Here is a 22634-nt window from a genome sequence, read left to right on the forward strand (position 1 = left end):
GCTGAAGAGGCCTAAGCCTCGCGCCAGCCGTCCGATTTAAGACCGAGGCGTCCGGCCGCAGCCGATGCCTTTGGGTCGGGGATTAAGCCGTCCGGGGTAACCTGGGCGGCTTTTTCTATGTCCGTTACGCTTCGCTAACGATCCATTTGTGGCGATCTCGGGGCAGTAATCCGGTTTGGCCATGAAATAAGGTCTGAGTATTGATTTTCAGATGCGCGCCCAGCACATGGAAAGTGTGACGCCGCTCACAGGTTGACTCCGCATCAAGGGCGTAATGAATCGGTCATCCATCAGTAGTTACCCGCAGTAGTAACGGGATGGACTTGAAGGTGATGACGATACATCGCCCAGACACGCACAAGTTTTATTGTTTGCAACAGTGAAACTAAGGCGTATTAGGGACCTTAAAGGAGAGTTACCATGTCGCATTTGCGGACTATTGTCTTGGCCGCGTCGGCTCTGGTCGCGATCGCCGCGACGCCGGCCCTGGCGCAGAGCACGTTCGATGGCGGCTATGCTGGTGTCAACGCGGGCTATGATTGGTTCAATGCTCACCCGCGCGCCAAGGTCGCCGGGCAGCAGAGCACGCCTGACAAGCAGACCGAAGGGTTCAATGGCGGCCTCTTCGCCGGGTACGGCCAGACCGTCTACGACAACATCTATGTCGGCGCCGAAGGCGAGGTGAACTTCTACACCGGTGACCAGACCTACGGCGACGTGCTGGGCCGCTACCGCGTACAGCCCGACTACAGCGCCGGCATCAGCGCCCGCCTGGGTTATGTGGTGCAGCCCGACCTGCTGCTGTTCGGCCGCGTGGGTTGGCAGCACACAGCGGTGGACATGGAATCCACCTTGGCCGGCGGTAATTTCCGCCAGTACAGCCAGGAATATGATGGTGTGAAGTACGGCGTGGGCGCCGATTACGCCATCGACCAGCACCTGTTCACGCGCATCGAATACAATTACACCGACTATTCCCACTCCTCGCGCCAACTCACCGGCGGTGAGCTGCGCACAGTGCCCGACGAAAGCCAGGTCCGCGTGGGCCTGGGCCTGCGGTTCTAAGGCGCACGTTTCTCTCATTTGAGGGAAAGGAAGGCCCGGGCATGGCGTCCCGGGCCTTCTTGCTGTCATCAGCGTGTGCGGCCGCGTCAGCGCGTGGAGTATGTCGCCCAGGTTCGCACCGGGCCGGTATCCACATGGGTATGGCCGCTGCCGTCATAGAAGGCCGCGCCGCCGCGCTGCATGGTCTTGGCGATCTCGGTGATGGCGTCGCCCTTGAGCGCCGGGATGCGGATGTCGGCGGCGCGGCCCTGCATGTGGAAGCTCTCGCGGGCGGCGTTGCGGTTGACCTTGACCAGGGCGGCGTTGGTTTCCGGCGAGCGATAGCCCGACAGGATGTCCACCTGGGTGCTGGCCGGCAGGCTGGAGCGGAGGATGACGCCGCTGATGAAGTCCATCAGCGCCGGGTCGATCTCATGGATTTCCCCGGTGCGGCGGTCGCGCATGATGCGCGCCACCTCCGCCATGGCGTGGGCGTCATAGGCGCCGTCATGCCAGTAGACGACGTCCACCTTCTCCTTGCTGGGCGGATGCACCAGCACCACGCGCCGGATGGCGGCGGTGTTGGCGGGGGGCAGGTCGCTGTCCGACGGGGGGAAGGGCTTGGGGGCGCCGCCGCAGGCCGCCAGCGCCAGCAGCAGGCAGGCGCCGGCCGTCCGTGCCAGACGGCCAGGGCTCGGGAAAGGGAAGGTCGTCATAAGGCCAGCCGATATCCGCCAGGTTCCGTCACCAGCAGGACGGCATTGGCCGGGTCCCGCTCCATCTTCTGCCGCAGGCGGTAGATATGGGTTTCCAGGGTGTGGGTGGTCACGCCCTCATTGTAATTCCACACCTGGTCCAGCAGCCGCTCGCGGCTGACGATGGCGCCTTCGGCGCGATACAGGTACGCCAGGATCTGGGCCTCCTTATCGGTCAGGCGGGTTTCCGTGCCGTCTTCGCCGGCCCGCAGGACGCGGGCGACGGCACGGAATTCATAGGGCCCGATGCGCAGGGGCGGGTCATCGCCACCGGCCGGGCGGGCGTGCTGGCGCAGCTGGCCAGCAAGGCGCCGATGCGGAAGGGCTTCACCAGCCGGTCGCTGCATCCGGCCACGTCCGGGTCCCCCTCCGCCACCATCAGCAGGATGGGACAGTCCACGCCGTCCGCGCGCAGGGCGGCGCAGACGGCGCCGCCGTCCATGTCGGGCAGGCGGCTGGCCAGCAGGATGGCCTCGAACGATTGCGCCGCGACGGCGGCCAGGGCGCCGGCGCCGTCCATCGCCAGGAACACGTCGAACTCGTCCAGGGCCGTCAGCTGCTCGGCCAGCAGGTGGCGCAGGGTTTCGTCATCCTCAACCAGCAGCAACTTCTTGGCGCCAGGGGTCGTCATCGGCTTGGGGGGCTAGAGGCGGGGAGGGCTCAAGGCGCCTTCTTACCACGGGTGCGGGTCGTTCGCACGGCCGGCATGAGGAAGCCCCATGCCGCCGGGCCCGGTTTAGCGGCGGGCCAGGATGTCGGCATGGCCGATGGTCAGTTCGGCCCGCATGACCTCGGCCCGGCGCCGTTCCCGCCAGGCGGCGATACGGTCGGCCATGGCGGGGTCGCGTGCCTCGGCCTGGGCCGCCAGCATGTCCACCAGGTCCAGATGGGTCTGGCGGGACCGCGGGCCGGACAGGCGCCAGTCCGACCGGGCGCCATCCAGGCGATATCCCACCGCCTCCAGCTTCGCGACCAGCGCATCGGCCGCCCCGTCGCCCAGAGGCGGGCCGAAGCCATGGTCGCGCCCCGCCGCCGCGGATGCCAGTTCCAACACCATGCCGTCGTCCGGATCCTCCGGACGCCACAGCACACGGCCATCCTGCAGGCTGGTGGCCAGCACCGGGGGCAGACCGCTGGCTATCAACTCGGTAACGAAATGATCAAGCCATTCCGCCGATACGCGATCGAAGAAGGCGTTGCCCGCCACACCGTCGTGGCGCTGGATGCCCAGATCGTGCAGGTCGGTGGACATATCCTTTTCAATCAGGGTCAGGCGGCTGCGCATGTCGTCGCCGAACAGGATCAGCTCCCCCAGCGCGCCGGGCGTGGCGTCCGGTGGGGGATTGCGCGCCACGCGCCAGCCCAGCTCGTGCCCCCAGCGCTGCATCCGCTCCGCCACGCCGCCCAGGACGGCGGCGTCTGTGTCCATCAGGGTCCAATCCTGGATCATGCGCCCCAGCCGGGGCAGCAGGTGGCGGACGTTGGCGCCAACCCCGGCACCCAAGTCCAGGATATGGGGCCGCGACGGCACCATGCGGGCGAACTCCCAGGCCAACTCAATGGCCCGCGCCCTATCGTCCAGCGGTTCGCGCAGGGCCTGCCAGTCGATGCTCATGGTTTGCGGCTGGATCATGGGCGCACCCATGGGCAACGGTCGCCGGCGGGCGGGGGGCTGATGTCGGGGAAGGCGGGGGCACGGAACATCCGTGAGGGGGTCCTGAAGTAACGGGGTCGGTGTGCGGCCGGAAACGAAGGGCTGGAAACAGTTGAAAAGAGCGCAGGAAACAGTATTCCGTCCGATGGTTGCCCGGTGTCCGCCATCGCGACCCGGACAAACATCCCAGCGTGTCATCACCGGTACTTTGGTATGTTTGATTGGGAAAAGCCATGGCGATATGGGTCATATCGCTGGGATGCGTTGCGCCGGACGGGACGGTCGAGGGCGCCGGTGTTCCCCGGCGTCGCCCAAGCCGGTCTAGGTCCCATGCAACGCTAGCGCTTTCACGCCCACCCCACGGCCCGATACCGTGACCAACCGGGTCGGCGGGATGGCCCGCTTGCGCCGGGCCCGGCAAATGACCATTTTCTGCCCATCGGGCTGACGCAGCGCGCTCGCCCCGTCTCGCGGTGCCCCAATCTGTGTTGCCCCAATCTGCGTTGCCTTGGATGTTCCCCCATGTCGCTTGCCGCTGAACCGATTTCGCCCCCGCTGCGGACCGCCAGCCGATCCGTCCAGCGTGCGCTGTCCGAACTGCGCCGGGGCGATCTGGTGATGCTGCATGGCTCCGACGGGCGTGCCCTGCTGCTGCGCGCCGCGGAAATGGCGGACGCCCCGGCCCTGGCCCTGGTGCGCCAGGCGGCGGGGGCGGAGCCTGCGCTGGTGGTGACGGACAAGCGTGCCCTGGCCGCCGGCGTCCTGGCGCGGGCGGTCGAACCCGGGCTGGCCGATCCCATGGGCGCCGGCACGGTGGTTATCGCCCCGCCCCAGGGGCTGACGCCCGATCTGGTGCGCCTGCTGGCCGATCCCACCCGGCCCGGTCCGGCCGACCCCGGCGTGCCCGTCGCGGTGCGGCCCTGGCCCTCGGCGGAGGGGGAAGCGCTGCTGCTGGCCAAGCTGGCGCGTCTGCTGCCAGCCGTCATCGTGGCGGAGGTGCCGGCCGCCCGCGCCGTCGATGTCGCCGGGCGCAACGACGTGCTGGCGGTGAAGGGCGCGGACGTCCAGGCCTACCAGGCGGCGGGGGACTCCACCCTGCGCCAGGTGGTGGAGGCGTCGGTGCCCCTGGCGGACGCGGAGAACACCCGCCTGATCGCCTTCCGCTCGCCCGACGGCGGGGTGGAGCATCTGGCCATCCTGATCGGCAGCCCCGACCCGGCGCAGCCGGTGCTGGCCCGCCTGCATTCCGAATGCTTCACCGGCGACCTGCTGGGCTCCCTGCGCTGCGACTGCGGCGCCCAGCTGCGTGGCGCCATCCGCGAGATCGCGGCCCAGGGCAGCGCCGTGTCCTGTACCTGGCGCAGGAGGGCCGCAACATCGGCCTGATGAACAAGTTGCGCGCCTACCGCTTGCAGGACGCCGGTGCCGACACGGTGGACGCCAACCTGATGGTGGGCTTCGAGGCGGATGAGCGGACCTACCTGCCGGCCGCCACCATGTTGAAGGCGCTGGGCTTCACCAGCGTGCGGCTGATGACCAACAACCCGGACAAGGTGGCGCAGCTGGCCCGCTGGGGCGTGCAGGTGGTGGACCGTGTCCCCCACATCTTCCCCGCCAACGGCCACAACATCGCCTATCTGCGCACCAAGGCGGAAAAGGCCGGCCACCTGCTGTGAGGCTGACGGGGCGGGCCCGGAAAATCCGGCTGGGGCTGCCCGCCGGCTGGGACTGCCCGGTTGAATCTGCCGATGGGCCGTTCACGGCACCGGCTAATTCCAGCCAATTCATTGTAAAGAATAGATATTCAGACTGGCATATCGCTTGCTTAAGGGTATGGGTGCAGGAGAAAGCCCCATGACCCCCAGCGTCCAGTCTGCCCTGTCGTCGCCTTACCCCGATCCCGCCCTCACCGGCGGCACCGCCCCGGCCATGTCCAATGGCCAGGCGGTCAACGGGGGCGACTTCCAGGATGCGTTGGACCAGCAGGTCGCCCAGCAGGCGATACAGCAGCAGGCCGGCGCGTTGCCCGGCCAAGCGGCGACCGCGGCGGCGGCTCAGGGCGCCAAGCCGCCCACGGACAACCACATGTCCTTCTGGGATGTGGTCGACATCATCAATCCCCTGCAGCACATCCCCGTCATCAGCACCATCTATCGTGAGATCACCGGCGACACCATCAAGGCGCCAGCCAAGATCCTGGGTGGCTTGCTGTATGGCGGCCCGATCGGCATGGCGCTGGCCACCGGCGACGCCATCATCGAGGAGGAAACGGGTGAGGATGTGGGCGCCCATGTCATGGACGCCCTGGGCCTGGGCCACCACAAGACGGGCACGGTCACGCTGGACCCGGATGAGGAGCGCGGCAAGGGCCGCTCCGGCGGACAGCCGCAGGAGGAGGAGCCCGACCACGCGCCCACCGCCGGCCGTGCCCCGGTGGCGAAGGTCGACGTCATGGCGCTGGCGCCCCAGACGGAAGGGGCAGCCCCGGCCATTGCGGACCAGGCCACGCCAGGCCGGATGGTCCGCACCGGCACCATCCCCGCCGGTTCCGTGCCGGGCCTGGCCACGCCGGCCACGGCGCTGAAGTCGCAAGGCCAGGCCTTCCCCAACCTGGCGGCCGTGCCCGCCGTGGCGGTGAACGCGCCGGCTGCTCCCATGGCCGGCCCGGCGGGCAATCCCACGCAGGCGCTGGCGCAGCAGGCCAACCAGGTGACCAACGCCACCCAGGCGATGGCCCAGGCCGCCAACGCCGCCGCCAACATCGGCGTTGGCACCCAGTCCATGCCCATGGGCGCGGCCCCCCAGCTGTTGCCGTCCCAAGCGGCGGCCCTGTCTTCGGCCACCATGTCTTCGGGCGCCCATCCCGCCGCCACAAACCCCGGCGCCCATCTGGGGCAGAAGCAGGGGGGGCAGGGGTTGACGCTGGCCAACTACCGCGCCATGGCGGGCGCCGGGGCCGGCGCGCCCACCGGCCGCACCCTGGTCGCCCCCAGCTATATCCAGAACATCAAGGCCGCGGCCGGCCCGTCGGCGGCCCAGGCGGCGGTACCCAGCGCCGCGCCGCCCACCCTGCCCACCCAGGCGGTACAGCCCCAGCGCCAAGCGCCACCGGCCACCGCCGCCGCGCACCCCGCCATGATCCAGCTGATGGACGGCGGGGCGGCCGGTGACCAGCGTACGGCCACCGTGCCCCAGGCCATCCAGGCCTACAACAATGCCATGGGCGAGGACACGGCCACCCTGCTGGCCCGGGCCACGGCCGCCTCGGCCACCATCAACGGCACTTCCGCCGGTGGCCCGGCGCCCACGGCGCAGCAGGCCCCGTCACCCGGCCAGCCCGCCGGCGGCACCCTGTCCGCCAGCGCCGCCCCGCCCGCCACCGCCTCCGCCGCGCCGCAGACCGGTGCCGCCATGATCAGCAACGCCAGCGGCGGGCCGCCCCCGCTGCCCAAGCAGTTCATCGCCGACATCATGATGGCCAACTTGGCCAAGTATCAGGCCATGAAGGACGCCCAGGCCGCGGCGCATTGATTGATCGCGCACCCCGTTGGGCTATAGAAGGGGGATGGACATCCATCTGATTCCCGATCCCGTGACCATCGCCACCCCGGGTTCCGGCGCCGGCTACCGCCTGCGCTGGCGGGATCCGGAAGGGCGGACGCACGAGGCGCCCTGCGTCATCGGCCAGGGCGGCGTCATCGCGGACAAGCGGGAAGGGGACGGGGGCACGCCGGTGGGCCGCTTCCCCCTGCGCCGCGTGCTCTATCGCCCGGACAGGGTTCCGGCGCCGGCCACGGCGCTGCCGGTGGCGGCCCTGGCGCCCACCGACGGCTGGTGTGATGACCCCACCCATCCCGACTACAACCGCCCGGTGACCCTGCCCTTCGCCGCCGGTCATGAGGTGATGTGGCGGGACGATGCCGTCTACGACATCGTCGTGGTGCTGGGGCATAACGACGACCCGCCGGTGCCGGGCCTGGGCAGCGCCATCTTCATGCACCTGACGCGCCCCGACCGCGCCGCCACCGCCGGCTGCACCGCCTTGGACGCCGCCGACCTGCGCCTGCTGCTGTCCCACTGCCAGCCGGGCGATCAGCTGTGCGTGGGTTAAAATTTGTGATGGAGTCCGTAGAGCGGGGTCGAATTGGTCGTATCGACTCGGGAGCCGGTAACAATGACTATGGCGGGCCTAATCAGAGATTATTTGGATGAGGTGAGGGAATGCCTAACTCTGTTTGATCGAAGTTATGGCCGGACGGATCTTATTCGCGCGTGGAGGGAAGGATTTCTTCCTCAAGCAGGAGTTCTCTCTGGCAGTGTCAGGTATGAAATGCACGGCGTTGGATGCAGGGTTGAGTTTCCCGACCATGAAATAGATTTCGACTTCGCCAATGGCCAAGAGGTGGGCTTCGACGCTTGGCGGTTGTGGGTATATGCGGGGCAGTTTCCGGAGAGGTATCCGGAATATCAAAAACGCCACGCTGTAGAAGTGGCGTTGGCCGAGTGCTGCTCGGACGGGACCATAAGCCGCATCGAATGCAAATATCCTGGTGAGGGCAATGGGCGCTTGTTCCGTTTAAGAGAATGCTTCGAGACGCAGGAAAAGGAATAAGTGGTCCTATGAGCGAGATCCTCCCCCTGGGGCCCTTGCCCCGCCTGATCGGCCACCGGGGTGCCGCCCGCCATGCGCCGGAGAACACGCTGTCCGGCATCCGCATGGCGGCGGCGCAGGGGGCGAAGTGGGTGGAGGTGGACGTCAAGCTGACGGCCGACCTGGTGCCGGTGCTGCTGCATGACGACACCCTGGACCGCACCACCGACGGCAAGGGCCCGGCCAAAGACCTGACCCTTGAGGCGCTGCGCGATCTCGACGCCGGCTCCTGGTTCTCCCCCGCCTTCCGGGGGGAGAAGGTGCCGACCCTGGTCGAGGTCATCCAGCTGGTGCTGGCGCTCAACCTGGGCATCAATCTGGAGATCAAGCCCTGCCCGGGGCGGGAGGAGGAGACGGCCGGCGTGGCCCTGACCCTGGCCTATTCCCTGTGGCCGGACGACAGGCCGCCGCCCCTGGTCTCCTCCTTCGCCGACGCGTCGCTGGACATGGCGCGCCAGGTGGTGCCGCGCTGGCCGCTGGGTTATCTCATCGACCGGCGGCCGGCCAATTGGCGGCAGCGGGTGGACCGGCTGAACGTCTCCACCATCAACGTCAACGCCCGCAGGGAGGACGCGGCCTCCATTCGGGAGTATAAGACCACCGGGCGCCCGGTCCTAGCCTACACGGTCAACACGGTGCCCATGGCGCGGGAGGTATTGGGCTGGGGCGTGTCCTCGGTATTCACCGACACACCCAGCGGCCTGGCGGAAATCGCGGGCTGAAAGGACGGGGAACGTCAGGCGCAGTCAACGTCAAGCGGATGAGAGGCCTTTCGCCCGCCCCGGTTTTCCTATATCCAGCCTGCGGCATGTTAGCGGCCGCTCGCCGCGACCCTATATGTATTGGGGACCGAACCAATTCCAGCGAACCCGCACCGGTTCGGTTGTTGGTTGAACGGTCCGGATTGCAGGAGACGTGAGTTGAAGGCGCTGCGGCCCTTGATGATGTCCGGTAAGGAAGTGCTGCCCGTCGTCGAAGGCGGCAAGGGCATCTCCGTATCCAACGGCGAAAGCTCCGGCGCGTGGGCGTCGGCTGGCGGCGTGGGCACCTTCTCCGGCGTCAACGCCGATGCCTATGACGATGACGGCCGGCTGATCCCCCAGATCTATCACGGCAAGACCCGCCGTGAGCGGCATGAGGAACTGATCAAGCATTCCATCCGCGGCGGCATCTACCAGGCCCAGCGGGCGCATGAGACGGCGGGCGGCCAAGGCCGCATCCACATGAACGTGCTGTGGGAAATGGCGGCGGCCGAGCAGATCCTGCACGGTGTGCTGGAAGGGGCCCAGGGCCTGATCCATGGCATCACCTGCGGTGCCGGCATGCCTTACCGCGTGGCCGAGATCGCCGTGAAGCACGGTGTCCACTACTACCCCATCGTCTCCTCCGCCCGCGCCTTCCGCGCCCTGTGGCTGCGCGCCTACAACAAGTTCCGGGATTTCCTGGGCGGCGTGGTCTATGAGGATCCCTGGCTGGCCGGTGGCCACAACGGCCTGTCCAACAGCGAAGATCCGCTGAAGCCCGAGGACCCCTATCCGCGCGTCAAGGCCCTGCGCGAGATGATGAACAGCTTCGGCCTGAACGAAACCCCCATCATCATGGCCGGCGGCGTCTGGTGGCTGTCGGAATGGGACCATTGGCTGGACAACCCGGAGATCGGGCCCATCGCCTTCCAATTCGGCACCCGCCCGCTGCTGACCAAGGAAAGCCCCATTTCCGACGCGTGGAAGCAGCGGCTGCTGACCCTGAAGAAGGGCGACGTCTACCTCAACCACTTCTCCCCCACCGGCTTCTATTCGTCGGCCGTCAGCAACCCTTTCCTGGAAGAGCTGAAGGGCCGGGCCGAGCGCCAGGTGGCCTATTCGGTGGAGCCGGTGGGCGACCTCACGGCCGAGTTCCAGGTGGGCCCGCGCGGCCGGCCGGTATACCTGACCGAGCACGACCGCGAGCGCGCGCAGGGCTGGGTCGCCGCCGGCCACACCACGGCGCTGAAGACCCCCGACACCACCCTGATCTTCGTCAGCCCGCAGCAGGCGGAGATCATCCGCAAGGACCAGGTGGACTGCATGGGCTGCCTGTCGGCCTGCAACTTCTCCAACTGGGCGCAGAACGAGGAAGGGACCACGGGCCGCAAGGCGGATCCGCGCTCCTTCTGCATCCAGAAAACCCTGCAGGACATCAGCCACTCCGAGGATGTGGAACACCAGCTGATGTTCGCCGGCCACAACGCCTACCGCTTCGCCAGCGACCCCTGGTACCAGAACGGCTTCGTGCCGACGGTGAAGCAGTTGGTGGAGCGCATCGCGACCGGGTACTAGGCGTGGATCGCGACGGGGTACTGAGCCCGGGATCTCATGGGATGTTCGGGGAGGGGGCCGGTAGCGGCCCCTTTTCCATTTCAGGCATCCGTACGCTTGTGCCAACGGCGGCGGCCAAATGGTGCCGATTCCAACCTTTTCCCCAGGCGCAGTCCAGGCCAGCGCCTTTAAATCTGGATTCATTCCAAATTTCATGGCTGAATAGCGGAAATCCTTGAGGATCGGGGCTTTTCCGGTCCCGCCTTCTTGGCCATATGCAGATCATGACCGTGCACCCGACCCCCGCTCCCGTCACCGCTGAGGACCCCGGCATCCAGGCGACCGACCGCCTGGCGCGCGCGGGTCTGCGTCCCACCCGCCAGCGCGTGGCGCTGGCCAAGTTGCTGTTCGATGGCCATGACCGTCACGTGACGGCTGAACAACTGCATGGTGAGGCGTCCGGCGCCGACATGCGGGTGTCGCTGGCCACCGTCTACAACACCCTGCACCAGTTCACCGAAGCGGGCCTGCTGCGCGAGGTGGTGGTGGAGGCCGGACGGTCCTACTTCGACACCAACGTGTCGGACCATCACCACTTCTTCTTCGAAGGCAACGGCCATCTGATCGATATCCCCGGCGACGCGCTGGCGGTCAGCGGCCTGCCCGAGGCGCCGGCCGGCACCCGCGTGGCCCGCGTGGACGTCATCATCCGCCTCAGCAACGGCGGTTGAGGCGGGAGACCCGTCCTTTTCTCCGCTTCCTCGGGCCTCGCCCCAAGCCCTTCGTGACAAGGCCGTGGTTTAGAAAATCTCTAGAGCGGGATGCGATCACGTGTGATCGCATCCCGCTCGTAACCTATTCATGATAGAGCGGATTTACACGATCAGGTGATTCCATCTGATCGCGTTCCGCTCTAGGCGAATTGCCCTGGTGGGTCCGGCGTGGCATGATCGGCGCCATGAAGGCCGCCACAGATGGCCGCTACAGGTTGGCGTGAACCCTGTCGTGGAGGACATCCCATGTCGCTCAAGGGTACCAGGACCGAAAGCAATCTCAAGGAAGCGTTCTCGGGCGAAAGCCAGGCCAATCGCCGCTATCTCTATTTCGCCCAGAAGGCCGACATCGAAGGCTATAACGATGTCGCCGCCGTGTTCCGCTCCACCGCGGAAGGCGAAACCGGCCATGCCCATGGCCACCTGGAATTCCTGGAAGAGGTGGGCGACCCCGCGACGGGGGAGCCGATCGGGTCCACCGACCTGAACCTGAAGGCCGCCATCGCCGGCGAGACCCACGAATACACCGACATGTATCCCGGCATGGCGCGGACCGCCCGCGATGAAGGCTTCGACGAGATCGCCGACTGGTTCGAGACGCTGGCGAAGGCGGAGAAAAGCCACGCCGGCCGTTTCCAGAAGGCGCTGGATCAGCTGAACGGCTGACCCCGGTTCAAATCGGGAACGCCTGCCCTTTCCCAGCCCCATACCGGCGCCGATCCCGCCCTTTGGCGCCGGCGCGGCGGAGGTGCGCCCATGCGTGAAGGCAGCCTGGAGGCCCCGGTCCGCCATCCTGTGGACTGGCAAAACCCTGATTTCCATGATGAAGGCCTGCTGGATGCGGAGATGCGGCGCATCTTTGACGTCTGTCACGGCTGCCGGCGCTGCTTCAACCTGTGTGACAGCTTTCCCCGCCTGTTCAACCTGGTGGACCATGCCCCGTCGGAAGAGCTGGATACGGTGGAGAGCAAGGACTTCGCCAAGGTCGTGGACGCCTGCACCTTGTGCGACATGTGTTTCCTGACCAAGTGCCCCTACGTCCCACCGCATCCCTTCAACCTGGATTTTCCCCACCTGATGCTGCGCTACCGCGCGGCGCGGGCGCGGAAAGGGGGCGTGGCCTTCGCCGTGGACCAGATGACCCGCACCGACCGCAACGGCCGCGTCGCGGGCAAGGTGGCCGCGCTGGCCAACTGGGCGACGTCCACCGGCAACAGGGTCACGCGGCGCGTGATGGAGACGGTGGCCGGCATCGACGCCGCCGCCAGCCTGCCCAAATTCCACGGTCGCACCTTCGTGATGCGGGCCAGGGACGACCCGCCGGCCCTGAACCCGGCCGGTCCCGCCTTGGGGCGCCGGGCCGTGTTCTACGCCACCTGTTTCGTCAACTATAACAACCCCGGCATCGGCCAGGCGGCGCAGTCGGTGCTGGCGCACAATGGGGTGGAGACGGCCGTGGCCTATCCCGGCTGCTGCGGCATGCCCCAGCTGGAACAGGGCCGGATCGAGGCGGTGGTGGAGAGGGCGGGGCGGGTCGCCCGCCACCTGGGGGCGTGGGTGGACAAGGGCTACGACGTCGTGGCCCTGGTGCCGTCCTGCGCCCTCATGCTGAAGTTCGAATGGCTGCACCTCGTGCCGGCGGGCCATCCCGATCGGGCGGCGGTGGAACGCCTGTCCCGCGCCACCTTCGACATCGCCGAATACATCGTCGACATCGCCCGGAAGGAAGGCCTGGCCCCGGGTTTGCGCCCCCTGCCGGGCGGCGTGACCCTACACATCGCCTGCCACGCCCGGGCCCAGAACATGGGGCAGAAGGCGGCGGAGATGCTGCGCCTGATCCCCGGGGACGCGGCCCAGGATGCGGAAAGCGGCAAAATGGCCCCGGCCGAGCTGAAGGTGGTGGAGCGCTGTTCCGGCCACGGCGGCAGCTGGGGCATCATGAAGGGCAACTTCGAGACGGCGCTGAAGGTGGGCAAGCCGGTGGCGGCCCAGGCCGTCAGGAATGCCAAGCATTTCGTGGCCTCCGAATGCCCGCTGTCGGGCGAACACATCCGCCAGGGGATGGAACGGCTGGACCCGGCGTGGACGGCGTCGGTGGAACAGCTTCATCCCGTTGAAATCTTCGCCCGGGCCTATGGCCTTTAGCCGCTCGGGCCATCGCAGGAGGTTCCGCCATGACCCAGGTTCGCGCCCGCCGGCACGCCATCACCCGGGATGACATCATGCCGATGGCGGAGTATGGCCGCGTGCGTTCCGACCGGCGGCGCGCCCTGGTGGCGGTCAAGCGCCACCGCCGCCTGTCGGTCGGCCCCTATGCCACCTTTTATTTCGAGAACTTCGAGACCATGTGGTCCCAGGTGCATGAGATGCTGTTCATCGAACGCGGTGGCGAGCAGCAGATCGCCGACGAACTGGGCGCCTACAATCCCCTGATCCCCAAGGGCCGGGAACTGGTGGCCACCCTCATGTTCGAGATCGACGACCCGCTGCGCCGCAAGGCCCTGCTGGACCGGCTGGGCGGGGTGGAAAACACCCTGTGGCTGGAGTTCGAGGGTCAGCGGGTCCAGGGGGTGCCGGAAGCGGACATGGACCGCACCAACGCGGCCGGCAAGGCCTCCAGCGTGCAGTTCGTGCACTTCCCCTTCACCGACGGCCAGGTGGCGCTGTTCACCCGACCCGGCATCCGGGTGGTGGTGGGCATCGACCATGAGCAGTACCCGCACATGACGGTGATGCCGGAGATGGTGCGCGCCGCCCTGGCGGAGGATTTCGACTAGCTCAGGAGAAGGCTCAGCCTGGATGACGGGCCGGCCGGCCGGTGTCGGCCAGGACGACTGGGGGCGGGGGCGCTCCCTCCGCCGACCGCGGGCGCGGGGGGGTGGCCTTGGGCATGTCCGTCCGGGGCCTGATGGCCAGCGGCGTCTGGGCGCGCGGCATGATCGCCGGATCGGCCGCTTCCACCGGCTGGCCTTTCAGCCGCAGGCGCAGCACGGCATAAAGCGCCATCAGACCCAGCAGTGGGCCCATCAACACCAAGCTGACGCCCCAAGCCAGCAGGAAGGCGCCCGCCTTCAGATCCAGCAGGGGCAGCAGCAGGGTGGTGGCGCCATAGACCGCCAGTTCCGACCCGCAAAACACCATGGCCAGGGTGCCCAGGCCAAAGACCGGGATGTCCGTCGCCAGTTCGGCCAGGGTGCCCATTGGGGCGCCGACGGCCACGCCCACCGGGGATTCCCCCGGGGCGACGCCAGCAACCATCCGCACGCTATCGTTCATCGGCACCTCCACATTGGATAATTAATACACGGGACCGTGCCGGAATACGACTATTAAGGGTGCGTGCCACAACCGGTTGGCGTGCTGAAGAGGTAGCGCCTTTGCCGCCCCTCCCCCTGGCGGAATGGGCAGCCACGAAAAAGGCCGGCCCCTGAAGGGCCGGCCGATCTGATGGTCTTACTCTGATGGGGTTTAGACCGTTTCCAGCGGTCGTGCCCTGGGCGTCGCCAAGGGCGGATAAGGGCTGTCCGTGTCGAACATGCCGATGCTGTCGGGATCGTAAGGGAACCAGTTGGTGGGGGATCCGGTCGGCTTGTCGTCGGAACCGGGCTTGCCCGGGGGCACCGGCGTCACGCCGAAGCCGGAGGGTTTGGGCGGCCGGCCGCCGGCCACCACCTGGTGCAGGCCATAGATGGCGGCCAGGCCCAGCGTGGGCCCCAGCACCATCAGGCTGGCGCCCCAAGCCAGGATGGCCATATCCATTTTAAGATCGAGGCTGGGCAGCAAGAACTGGGCGGCGCCGTACACGGCCAGTTCGGACATGCCGAAAACCAGGCCGAGGGCGATCGGGTTGAAAGCAGGCACATCCTGAAGGACCTGGGTGTCCTTTCTCATAGCAGCCTCCCTATTTATTACAGGAATGATGCGCCCACTTTCGTAATTGCGCCACTACCCATTTGGACGTCTGAAACAAAGTCTCAAAAGTCTTTCGCAACTGCGAAATAAGCCCTGTCCGGCACTGTTCCTGGGCGGTTTTTGGGTCCGTGGTCCTGGGCTTGGACCTCTTTCCTTAACCCGCGGGTTCCGTGTTAAGGTCCCGTCGATTTCGATGGTGGAGTGGGCCGGGAATGGATCAGGGGGCGGGATTGCGGGTTTTGCTGGCGGGGGGCACGGGCCTGGTGGGTTCCCTGGCACTTCCCATGCTGCTGGCCTCGCCCAAGGTGGCGCAGGTGGTCAGCCTGGTGCGCAAGCCCACGGGGCAGCACCATCCCAAGCTGCGGGAACTGGTGGTCGACTTCGCCATCCTGGCGAAACTGCCGGCGGACGTGCGGGTGGACGCCGTGCTATGCGCCCTGGGCACCACCCGCAAGGACGCGGGCAGCGACACCGCCTTCCAGGATGTGGATCTGAAATATGTGGTCGCGGTGGCCAAGGCGGGGCGCAAGGCCGGGGCGACCTATTTCGGCGCCGTCTCCTCCGTCGGGGCCGACTCGACATCGCACCGCCTGTACCTGAAGACCAAGGGCATGATGGAGGATTATGTGGCCACGGTGGGCTACACCTCCTGCCACTTCCTGCGGCCGTCGCTGCTGCTGGGCCAGCGCACCCAGGACCGGCCGCTGGAGCGTTTCTTCCAGGCGCTGGCGCCCGTCATCGGCCCCTTCCTCGGCGGCCGGCTGGAGAAGTACCGGCCCATCGAGGCCAAGGTGGTGGCCGCCGCCCTGGTCACCACCGCCAGCCAGCCGGCCATCGGCGGCGTGCGCACGCACGAGTACAGCGCCATCCGCTCGCTGGCTGGGCTTTAGGGGGCCGGGCTTTAGGGGGCCGGCTTCAGGGGCGGGGCTTCGGCATCAGGGCTTGAGGTCGCCGCCGGCCAGCCAGTGGATGCGGCCGAAACCCGCCACGAGATGGGCCTGGGCGATGTCCAGCCGCCAAAAGCGGAAGTCGGGGAAGTCGGCGTAGAGGGCGGCGGAAGGGTGACGCTCCAGGTACAGGGCGCGGGCGGCCTCCGCCTCCTCCCCGGCCAGGGGTTCGGCCCGGCCCATGACCGACAGGCGGGGACCCGTCAGGGGGTTTTCCAGGCCGCCCGTATCCTCGAACAGCAGCGCGGCGCGCCCGTCCTGGCGCAGGTTGCGGGTATGCAGGGCCAACTCCGACAGCAGCAGCAGGGGGCGCCCGGCCCCATCCATCGCCACCAGCACCAGCGAAGGGTAGGGCCAGCCGCCCACCGCCGCCGCATCCTCCGCCGAGGACGCCACCAGCGTGCTGAGCGTGGCCTGGTCGCGGCCGGCCAACAGGGCCAGGGCGGCTTGGCGCACGTCCGCCGGGGTGCCTGGGGGCGGCGTTTCGGGGTCGATTTCAGGGGGCATTGTCACCGGCGTCACTCCACCCATTTCTTTGGGACAGGCCCGGCCCTTGCGGATTATTCCTCAGGTGGCAGGGGCGGCTGCATACGTCGCCGTAATCATGCCATAGTGCGGGCCATTCTGGTGAACTGGGGCTGTCCTCCGGCGTTGCGCCGGGGAGGGCCGGGGCAAGTGGGAAGAGGGGAAGACTCCGTGGTTCAGACCATCGCGCTGGTTGACGATGACCGCAACATCCTGACCTCCGTCTCCATCGCGTTGGAGGCCGAGGGGTACGAGGTGCGCACCTACACCGACGGGGACGAGGCGCACCGCGCGCTCAGCTCGCGGCCGGTGGACCTGGCGGTGCTGGACATCAAGATGCCGCGCATGGACGGGATGGAGCTGTTGCAGCGCATCCGCCAGAACTCCGCCATGCCGGTCATCTTCCTCACGTCCAAGGATGATGAGATCGATGAGTTGCAGGGCCTGCGCATGGGTGCTGACGACTACATCAAGAAGCCCTTCTCCCAGCGCCTGTTGATCGAGCGCATCAAGGCCCTGCTGCGGCGCGAGGTGCTGAACGCCGGTGGCGGCAAAGGCACGGTGGAGCCTGGCTCCGTCATGGTCCGGGGCGAGTTGGTGCTGGACAACGCCCGCCATTCCTGCACGTGGAAAGGGCAGGAGATCGACCTCACGGTGACGGAATTCCTGCTGGTCAAGGCGTTGGCCCAGCGCCCGGGCCACGTGAAAAGCCGCGACCAGCTGATGGACGCCGCTTATGGCGAGCACATCTACGTCGACGACCGCACCATCGACAGCCACGTCAAGCGCCTGCGCAAGAAGTTCAAGGTGGCCGACGCGGACTTCGCCCAGATCGAAACCCTGTACGGCGTGGGCTACAAGTACCGCGACGCTTGAGCGGCGAACCGCATTCCCCCTTTCCCCCTTTTCCTTAGGCCCCGACCGGGGCCGCCGGAAGTTTCCGGGGAACGGAGTGGACTGGAAACTGAGGAAGCCAAGGGGCGGATGCCCTGTCGGCGCCTGAGGGAACAAGACTATGCTTAAGCACATGCTGGCACGGCGGGCGGCCCCCGCCGGGGGGGCGGCCCTGGCGGAAGATACGGCGCCGGTCGACATGCGGAAGGCGGCGCGGGGCAGGGCCGACGCCGATGGCGACGGCAAGCCGGTGGTGCGCGCCCGCCGGCGCCGTTCCTATGGTTTCATTTCGCCCCTGACCCGCCACATCCTGACGGTCAACCTGCTGGCGCTGGCCCTGCTGCTGTCCGGCCTGCTGTATCTGGAGCGGTATCAGGACTGGCTGGTGCAGCGCCAATTGGACGTGCTGATGACGGAGGCCAGCATCTTCGCCGGTGCGTTGGGCGAAGGCGCCATGGAGCCCAGCAGCGATGAGTTCAACGAGCCGGCCGGCACCCTGTCGTGGACATTGGCCGCCCAGATCGTGCGGCGCCTGGGCGACACCACCGACCGGCGCTATCGCCTGTTCGACGTCAAGGGCAAGCTGCAGGCCGACAGCCGTATGCTCAGCTTGGCCAAGGGCACGCGGGTGCAGATCGAGGAACTGCCACCGCTGCCGGATGGCAACCAGCTGACCCAGCTGGGGATAGACCTGTACAACGCCATCGTCCGCGCGCTGCCCACCCGTGACCACCTGCCTGTCTACCCGGAGGGGCGGGCGACCGACGGGACCCGTTTCCCCGATGTGCAGAAGGCCCTGAACGGCGAGGCGGCGACCCATGTCTGGCGCGTGGCCGGTGATGGCGGCCGGCAGGACATGGTGCTGACGGTGGCCGTGCCCATCCAGCGCTACAAGCAGGTTCTGGGCGCCGTTCTGATCAGCCGCAGCGGGTCAGAGATCGATACCGAGGTGCGGGAATTCCGCGTCAACATCCTGAAGGTGTTCGGCGGTGTCATCGTGCTGACCGTGCTGATGTCCATCTACCTGGCCAGCACCATCGTGCGCCCCATCCGCCGGCTGGCGGCGGCGGCGGACGACGTGCGCCATGGCCACGGCCGCCAGGTCGTGCTGCCCGACTTCTCCGGCCGGCATGACGAGATTGGCGACCTGTCGCAGTCCCTGCGCGCCATGACCTCCGCCCTGTGGGACCGCATGGACGCCATCGAGCGCTTCGCCGCCGACGTGGCGCATGAGCTCAAGAACCCGCTGACCTCCATGCGCAGCGCCGTGGAGACGGTGCAGCTGGTCAAGGATGAGACGCGGCTGCGCAAGCTGCTGGCCATCATCGCCGACGACGTCGGCCGCCTGGACCGCCTGATCAGCGACATCTCCAACGCCAGCCGCCTGGACGCGGAGCTGAGCCGGGCGGAGGCCAATTCCGTTGATATCCGGCGCATGCTGACCATGTTCCAGGACATCCATGAGAACACCCTGGGCGCCAATCCGGAAAAAGGCGAAGAGGATGGGGCGCCGCCGCCGGTGAAGGTGGAGGTGCAACTGCCCCCGGCCAACCGCAACCTGGTGGTGCCGGGCATCGAAGGCCGCCTGACCCAGGTGCTGCAGAACCTGATCTCCAACGCCCTGTCCTTCTCCCCGCCCGGGGGCAAGGTGGTGCTGGCGGCCAAGGTGGTGGGCGACCGGGTGGAGGTGACCTGCACCGACGACGGGCCCGGCATCCCGCCCGGCAAGACCGAGGCCATCTTCGACCGTTTTTATACCGAGCGGCCGGCGGGCGAGAAGTTCGGCACCCATTCGGGCCTGGGCCTCTCCATCTCCAAGCAGATCGTGGAGGCCCACAACGGCCGCATCTTCGCCACCAACCGCACCGACGCGGACGGCAAGGTGTTGGGTGCCGTGTTCACGGTGCAGTTGCCGCGGGGCTGAAAACCTTCGTACGCGTAATTAAGTTGCTGGATCACGGGTCGGTGCGCATGGCCGGCATTTTGGCCCGCCGGCGCCGGCGGCCTTGAATTCGGCGTCAGGGCCGTTATCGTCGGCGGCCTGCGGCCCCTCGAGTCCAATCAGGGTGTCGCCCAGACGGATGACGTGAGAGCGCCCCCATGAGCTTGAACACCTACCGCGCCGGTCCAGACGAGCACGGCCATTTCGGTATCTACGGGGGGCGCTTCGTCGCCGAGACCCTGATGCCTTTGATCCTGGATCTGGAAAAGGCGTACACCGCCGCCAAGGACGATCCGGCCTTCAAGACCGAGATGTCCTACTACCTCAACCAATATGTCGGCCGCCCCAGCAAGCTGTATTTTGCCGAGCGCCTGACCAATGAGCTGGGCGGCGCCAAGATCTACCTGAAGCGCGAAGAGCTGAACCACACCGGCGCGCATAAGATCAACAACTGCATCGGCCAGATCCTGCTGGCCAAGCGCATGGGCAAGACCCGCATCATCGCGGAGACCGGCGCCGGCCAGCACGGTGTCGCCACCGCCACCGTCTGCGCCCTGTTCGGCCTGCCCTGCACCATCTACATGGGTGAGGTCGACATCGCCCGCCAGCAGCCCAACGTCTTTCGCATGAAGCTGTTGGGCGCCGAGGTGAAACCCGTCACCTCCGGCTCGCGCACGCTGAAGGACGCGATGAACGAGGCGCTGCGCGACTGGGTCACCAACGTCGGCGACACCTTCTACATCATCGGCACCACCGCCGGGCCGCACCCCTATCCCGCACTGGTCCGCGACTTCCAGTCCATCATCGGGCATGAGGTGCGCGCGCAGATGACGGCCATGGAAGGCCGCCTGCCCGACACGCTGGTCGCCTGTATCGGCGGCGGCTCCAACGCGCTGGGTCTGTTCCACCCCTTCCTGGACGACGCCGACGTCGCCATGGTGGCGGTGGAGGCTGCCGGTCACGGCATCGAGACGGGGGAGCACGCGGCCTCGCTCACCGGCGGCCGCCCCGGCGTGCTGCACGGCAACCGCACCTACCTGCTGCAGGACGGGGACGGGCAGATCCTGGAGGGCCACTCCATCTCCGCCGGGCTGGACTATCCCGGCATCGGGCCGGAGCATTCCTGGCTGCACGACGTCGGCCGCGTGAAATATGTCAGCGCCACGGACCAGGAGGCGCTGGCAGCCTTCCAGCGCCTGTCGAAGGTAGAAGGGATCATTCCCGCGCTGGAATCGGCCCATGCCCTGGCCGAGGTCATCCGCAGCGCGCCCACCCTGCCCAAGGATCACCTGATGGTCGTGAACCTCAGCGGCCGGGGCGACAAGGACATCTTCACCGTCGCCCGTGAACTGGGGGTCAGCCTGTGAGCACCACGACTTCTCGCATCGATCGCCGCTTCGCCGCCCTGAAGGTGGAGGGCCGCGCCGGCCTGGTCGCCTTCATCACCGCCGGCGACCCGGACCACGGCACCTGCCTGGAGCTGCTGACGGGCCTTCCGGCCGCCGGCGCCGACCTGATCGAACTGGGCATGCCCTTCACCGATCCCATGGCGGACGGCCCGGCCATCCAGGCCTCCACCCTGCGGGCGCTGGCCGCCGGCGCCCGCATGACGCGGACGCTGGACCTGGTGCGGGCTTTCCGTGAGGGGGATGCCGACACCCCCATCATCCTCATGGGCTATTACAACCCCGTCTACGCCTATGGCGTGGACCGCTTCCTGGCCGACGCCAAGGCGGCCGGGGTGGACGGCCTGATCGTCGTCGACCTGCCGCCGGAAGAGGATGGGGAGTTGTGCCTGCCGGCCCAGGCCGCGGGCGTCAACTTCATCCGCCTGGCGACGCCGACGACGGACAAGGCCCGCCTGCCGGCGGTGTTGGCCAACACCTCGGGCTTCATCTACTACGTCTCCATCGCCGGCATCACCGGTGCCGGATCGGCCACCAGCGACGCCATCGCCGCCGCCGTGGCCCATCTGCGGACGGGCACCGACCTGCCGGTGGCGGTGGGCTTCGGCATCACCACGCCCGAGGGGGCGGCCGATGTCGCCCGGGTGGCGGATGCCGCCGTGGTGGGCAGCGCCATCGTCCGCCGGCTGGAAGCCAGCCTGGATGCCGAGGGCAAGGCCCAGCCCGGCCTGGTGGCCGACGTGCTGGGTTTCGTGGGTGAATTGGCGGCCGGGGTGCGCGGCGCGCGGAAATAGGCTACAAGATCGGCTTTCGCCTATCCGGGGGCGCGCCGTCAAGGTGCCGCCCCCCTTGGTGTTTGTCAGCGCCGGCCCCAGTCCGGCCGGTATCCGCTCAAGGTTAAGCTCATGAACTGGCTCACTAATTTCGTCCGCCCCAAGATCCGGGCCCTGGTGTCCAAGAAAGAGGTGCCGGACAATCTGTGGCACAAGTGCCCGTCCTGCGGCGCCATGATCTTCCACCGTGACCTGGAAGAGAACCTGCACGTCTGCCAGCATTGCGGCTTCCACATGCGCCTGGATCCCTTGCAGCGGCTGAAGATGACGCTGGACCCCGGCTTCCAGACCATCGAGCTGCCCAAGCCGGTGGTGGATCCGCTGAAGTTCCGTGACCAGAAGCGCTACACCGACCGCCTGAAGGACGCGCAGTCCAAGACCGGACGGCAGGACGCCATCGTCGTGGCCCATGGCCGCATCGACGGCCGCGCCGCCGTGGTCGCCGCCTTCGACTTCACCTTCATGGGCGGGTCCATGGGCATGGCCGTGGGCGAGGGCCTGCTGGCCGCGGCCAAGCTGGCCGTGCTGCAGCAGGCGCCGCTGATCGTGGTGCCCGCCTCCGGCGGCGCCCGCATGCAGGAAGGCATCCTGTCGCTGATGCAGATGCCGCGCACCATCATCGCGGCCGAGATGGTGAAGGAGGCGGGCCTGCCCTATCTGGTCATCCTGACCGACCCGACCACCGGCGGCGTGACGGCCAGCTTCGCCATGCTGGGCGACATCCACATCGCCGAGCCGGGCGCGCAGATCGGCTTCGCTGGCGCCCGCGTCATCGAAAGCACCATCCGCGAAACCCTGCCCGAAGGCTTCCAGCGGTCGGAGTACCTGCTGGAGCACGGCATGGTCGACATGGTGGTGCACCGGCGGGAGATGAAGGGCATGCTGGCGCGCCTGATCGACCTGCTGCGCACCCCCGGCCCCGGCGCTGACGTGGTGCGCATCCCGACGGAACCGCGGCCCCGCCCGGTGCCGGTGGCCAGCCGCTAAGAGAAAGAGGGGAG

At 67.6% G+C, this 22634-nt stretch carries 23 protein-coding genes and 1 pseudogene; 17 read left to right on the plus strand and 7 right to left on the minus strand.

Annotated elements, in window-relative coordinates:
- Positions 1 to 444: 444 nt before the first annotated feature.
- Positions 445 to 1065, plus strand: coding sequence for an outer membrane protein (locus I55_RS17605; RefSeq protein ID WP_044561888.1), 621 nt, complete (start codon positions 445 to 447; stop codon positions 1063 to 1065).
- 86 nt (positions 1066 to 1151) lie between these two features.
- Here the strand turns inward: I55_RS17605 and I55_RS17610 are convergent, their stop codons facing one another.
- The 4 genes from I55_RS17610 to I55_RS17620 form a co-directional block, all read right to left on the minus strand.
- Complete coding sequence (locus tag I55_RS17610) at positions 1152 to 1760, minus strand: DUF882 domain-containing protein (protein ID WP_049974235.1); 609 nt, start codon at positions 1758 to 1760, stop codon at positions 1152 to 1154.
- Positions 1757 to 2053, minus strand: a complete 297-nt coding sequence (locus I55_RS39350) for a helix-turn-helix domain-containing protein (RefSeq protein ID WP_307718718.1) — start codon at positions 2051 to 2053, stop codon at positions 1757 to 1759. Before I55_RS39350 ends, I55_RS17610 begins: the two co-directional genes overlap by 4 nt.
- Positions 1975 to 2430: a response regulator transcription factor gene (locus I55_RS17615; protein ID WP_307718717.1), complete on the minus strand. Its 456-nt coding sequence runs from the start codon at positions 2428 to 2430 to the stop codon at positions 1975 to 1977. The genes I55_RS39350 and I55_RS17615 overlap by 79 nt, the downstream gene beginning before the upstream one ends.
- Before the next feature lie 105 nt (positions 2431 to 2535).
- The gene (locus I55_RS17620) at positions 2536 to 3432 is read right to left on the minus strand and encodes a hypothetical protein (protein WP_148293803.1); all 897 of its coding nucleotides are present in this window, start codon (positions 3430 to 3432) and stop codon (positions 2536 to 2538) included.
- A gap of 819 nt (positions 3433 to 4251) precedes the next feature.
- Here I55_RS17620 and ribA point away from each other — a divergent pair.
- The 10 genes and pseudogenes from ribA (at position 4252) to I55_RS17665 (ending at position 13951) form a co-directional block, all read left to right on the plus strand.
- Positions 4252 to 5129, plus strand: a pseudogene (gene ribA / locus I55_RS17625) (GTP cyclohydrolase II).
- A 178-nt stretch (positions 5130 to 5307) separates the two neighbouring features.
- A complete protein-coding gene (locus I55_RS37140) occupies positions 5308 to 6984 on the plus strand; it encodes a hypothetical protein (protein ID WP_049974236.1) in 1677 nt (558 codons plus the stop codon).
- A 34-nt stretch (positions 6985 to 7018) separates the two neighbouring features.
- A complete protein-coding gene (locus I55_RS17635) occupies positions 7019 to 7564 on the plus strand; it encodes a L,D-transpeptidase (protein ID WP_083901201.1) in 546 nt (181 codons plus the stop codon).
- A 63-nt stretch (positions 7565 to 7627) separates the two neighbouring features.
- Positions 7628 to 8065, plus strand: coding sequence for a DUF6896 domain-containing protein (locus I55_RS36080; RefSeq protein WP_148293805.1), 438 nt, complete (start codon positions 7628 to 7630; stop codon positions 8063 to 8065).
- Between the two features lie 8 nt (positions 8066 to 8073).
- On the plus strand, positions 8074 to 8826 hold the full coding sequence (ugpQ, locus tag I55_RS17640) for a glycerophosphodiester phosphodiesterase (protein WP_044561890.1): 753 nt from the start codon (positions 8074 to 8076) through the stop codon (positions 8824 to 8826).
- Between the two features lie 222 nt (positions 8827 to 9048).
- A complete protein-coding gene (locus I55_RS17645) occupies positions 9049 to 10422 on the plus strand; it encodes a nitronate monooxygenase (protein ID WP_083901203.1) in 1374 nt (457 codons plus the stop codon).
- A 263-nt stretch (positions 10423 to 10685) separates the two neighbouring features.
- A complete protein-coding gene (gene irrA, locus I55_RS17650) occupies positions 10686 to 11132 on the plus strand; it encodes an iron response transcriptional regulator IrrA (RefSeq protein WP_044561910.1) in 447 nt (148 codons plus the stop codon).
- Between the two features lie 288 nt (positions 11133 to 11420).
- Positions 11421 to 11840 (plus strand): rubrerythrin family protein, encoded by a 420-nt coding sequence (locus I55_RS17655; protein WP_044561892.1) that lies wholly within the window; start codon positions 11421 to 11423, stop codon positions 11838 to 11840.
- Positions 11841 to 11930: 90 nt separating this feature from the next.
- On the plus strand, positions 11931 to 13319 hold the full coding sequence (locus tag I55_RS17660) for a heterodisulfide reductase-related iron-sulfur binding cluster (protein WP_044561893.1): 1389 nt from the start codon (positions 11931 to 11933) through the stop codon (positions 13317 to 13319).
- A gap of 29 nt (positions 13320 to 13348) precedes the next feature.
- Entirely contained in the window at positions 13349 to 13951 is a 603-nt protein-coding gene (locus I55_RS17665) for a DUF3501 family protein (protein WP_044561894.1), read from the plus strand.
- Between the two features lie 13 nt (positions 13952 to 13964).
- Here I55_RS17665 and I55_RS33195 read toward each other — a convergent pair whose 3' ends face one another.
- On the minus strand, positions 13965 to 14450 hold the full coding sequence (locus tag I55_RS33195) for a hypothetical protein (protein WP_148293806.1): 486 nt from the start codon (positions 14448 to 14450) through the stop codon (positions 13965 to 13967).
- A gap of 192 nt (positions 14451 to 14642) precedes the next feature.
- On the minus strand, positions 14643 to 15065 hold the full coding sequence (locus I55_RS17675) for a hypothetical protein (protein WP_044561896.1): 423 nt from the start codon (positions 15063 to 15065) through the stop codon (positions 14643 to 14645).
- Positions 15066 to 15298: 233 nt separating this feature from the next.
- Between I55_RS17675 and I55_RS17680 the strand changes: the two genes are divergently transcribed.
- Positions 15299 to 15976 (plus strand): NAD(P)H-binding protein, encoded by a 678-nt coding sequence (locus I55_RS17680; RefSeq protein ID WP_044561897.1) that lies wholly within the window; start codon positions 15299 to 15301, stop codon positions 15974 to 15976.
- A gap of 45 nt (positions 15977 to 16021) precedes the next feature.
- On the opposite strand, the gene I55_RS17685 is transcribed toward I55_RS17680, so the two are convergent.
- A complete protein-coding gene (locus I55_RS17685; RefSeq protein ID WP_049974238.1) occupies positions 16022 to 16540 on the minus strand; it encodes a pyridoxamine 5'-phosphate oxidase family protein in 519 nt (172 codons plus the stop codon).
- A gap of 189 nt (positions 16541 to 16729) precedes the next feature.
- Here I55_RS17685 and I55_RS17690 point away from each other — a divergent pair, with 189 nt between their 5' ends.
- The 5 genes from I55_RS17690 to accD all read left to right on the plus strand — a co-directional run bounded on the left by I55_RS17690 (position 16730) and on the right by accD (position 22620).
- A complete protein-coding gene (locus tag I55_RS17690; protein ID WP_044561898.1) occupies positions 16730 to 17434 on the plus strand; it encodes a response regulator transcription factor in 705 nt (234 codons plus the stop codon).
- A 217-nt stretch (positions 17435 to 17651) separates the two neighbouring features.
- Positions 17652 to 19376: a stimulus-sensing domain-containing protein gene (locus I55_RS17695; protein WP_044561912.1), complete on the plus strand. Its 1725-nt coding sequence runs from the start codon at positions 17652 to 17654 to the stop codon at positions 19374 to 19376.
- A 176-nt stretch (positions 19377 to 19552) separates the two neighbouring features.
- Positions 19553 to 20761 (plus strand): tryptophan synthase subunit beta, encoded by a 1209-nt coding sequence (trpB, locus tag I55_RS17700; protein WP_044561899.1) that lies wholly within the window; start codon positions 19553 to 19555, stop codon positions 20759 to 20761.
- Positions 20758 to 21594, plus strand: a complete 837-nt coding sequence (gene trpA, locus I55_RS17705) for a tryptophan synthase subunit alpha (protein WP_044561900.1) — start codon at positions 20758 to 20760, stop codon at positions 21592 to 21594. Before trpB ends, trpA begins: the two co-directional genes overlap by 4 nt.
- A gap of 111 nt (positions 21595 to 21705) precedes the next feature.
- Positions 21706 to 22620: an acetyl-CoA carboxylase, carboxyltransferase subunit beta gene (accD, locus tag I55_RS17710; protein ID WP_044561901.1), complete on the plus strand. Its 915-nt coding sequence runs from the start codon at positions 21706 to 21708 to the stop codon at positions 22618 to 22620.
- The last annotated feature ends 14 nt before the right edge of the window (positions 22621 to 22634 follow it).

The organism is Azospirillum sp. B4, from assembly GCF_000333275.1.
Lineage (GTDB): Bacteria > Pseudomonadota > Alphaproteobacteria > Azospirillales > Azospirillaceae > Nitrospirillum.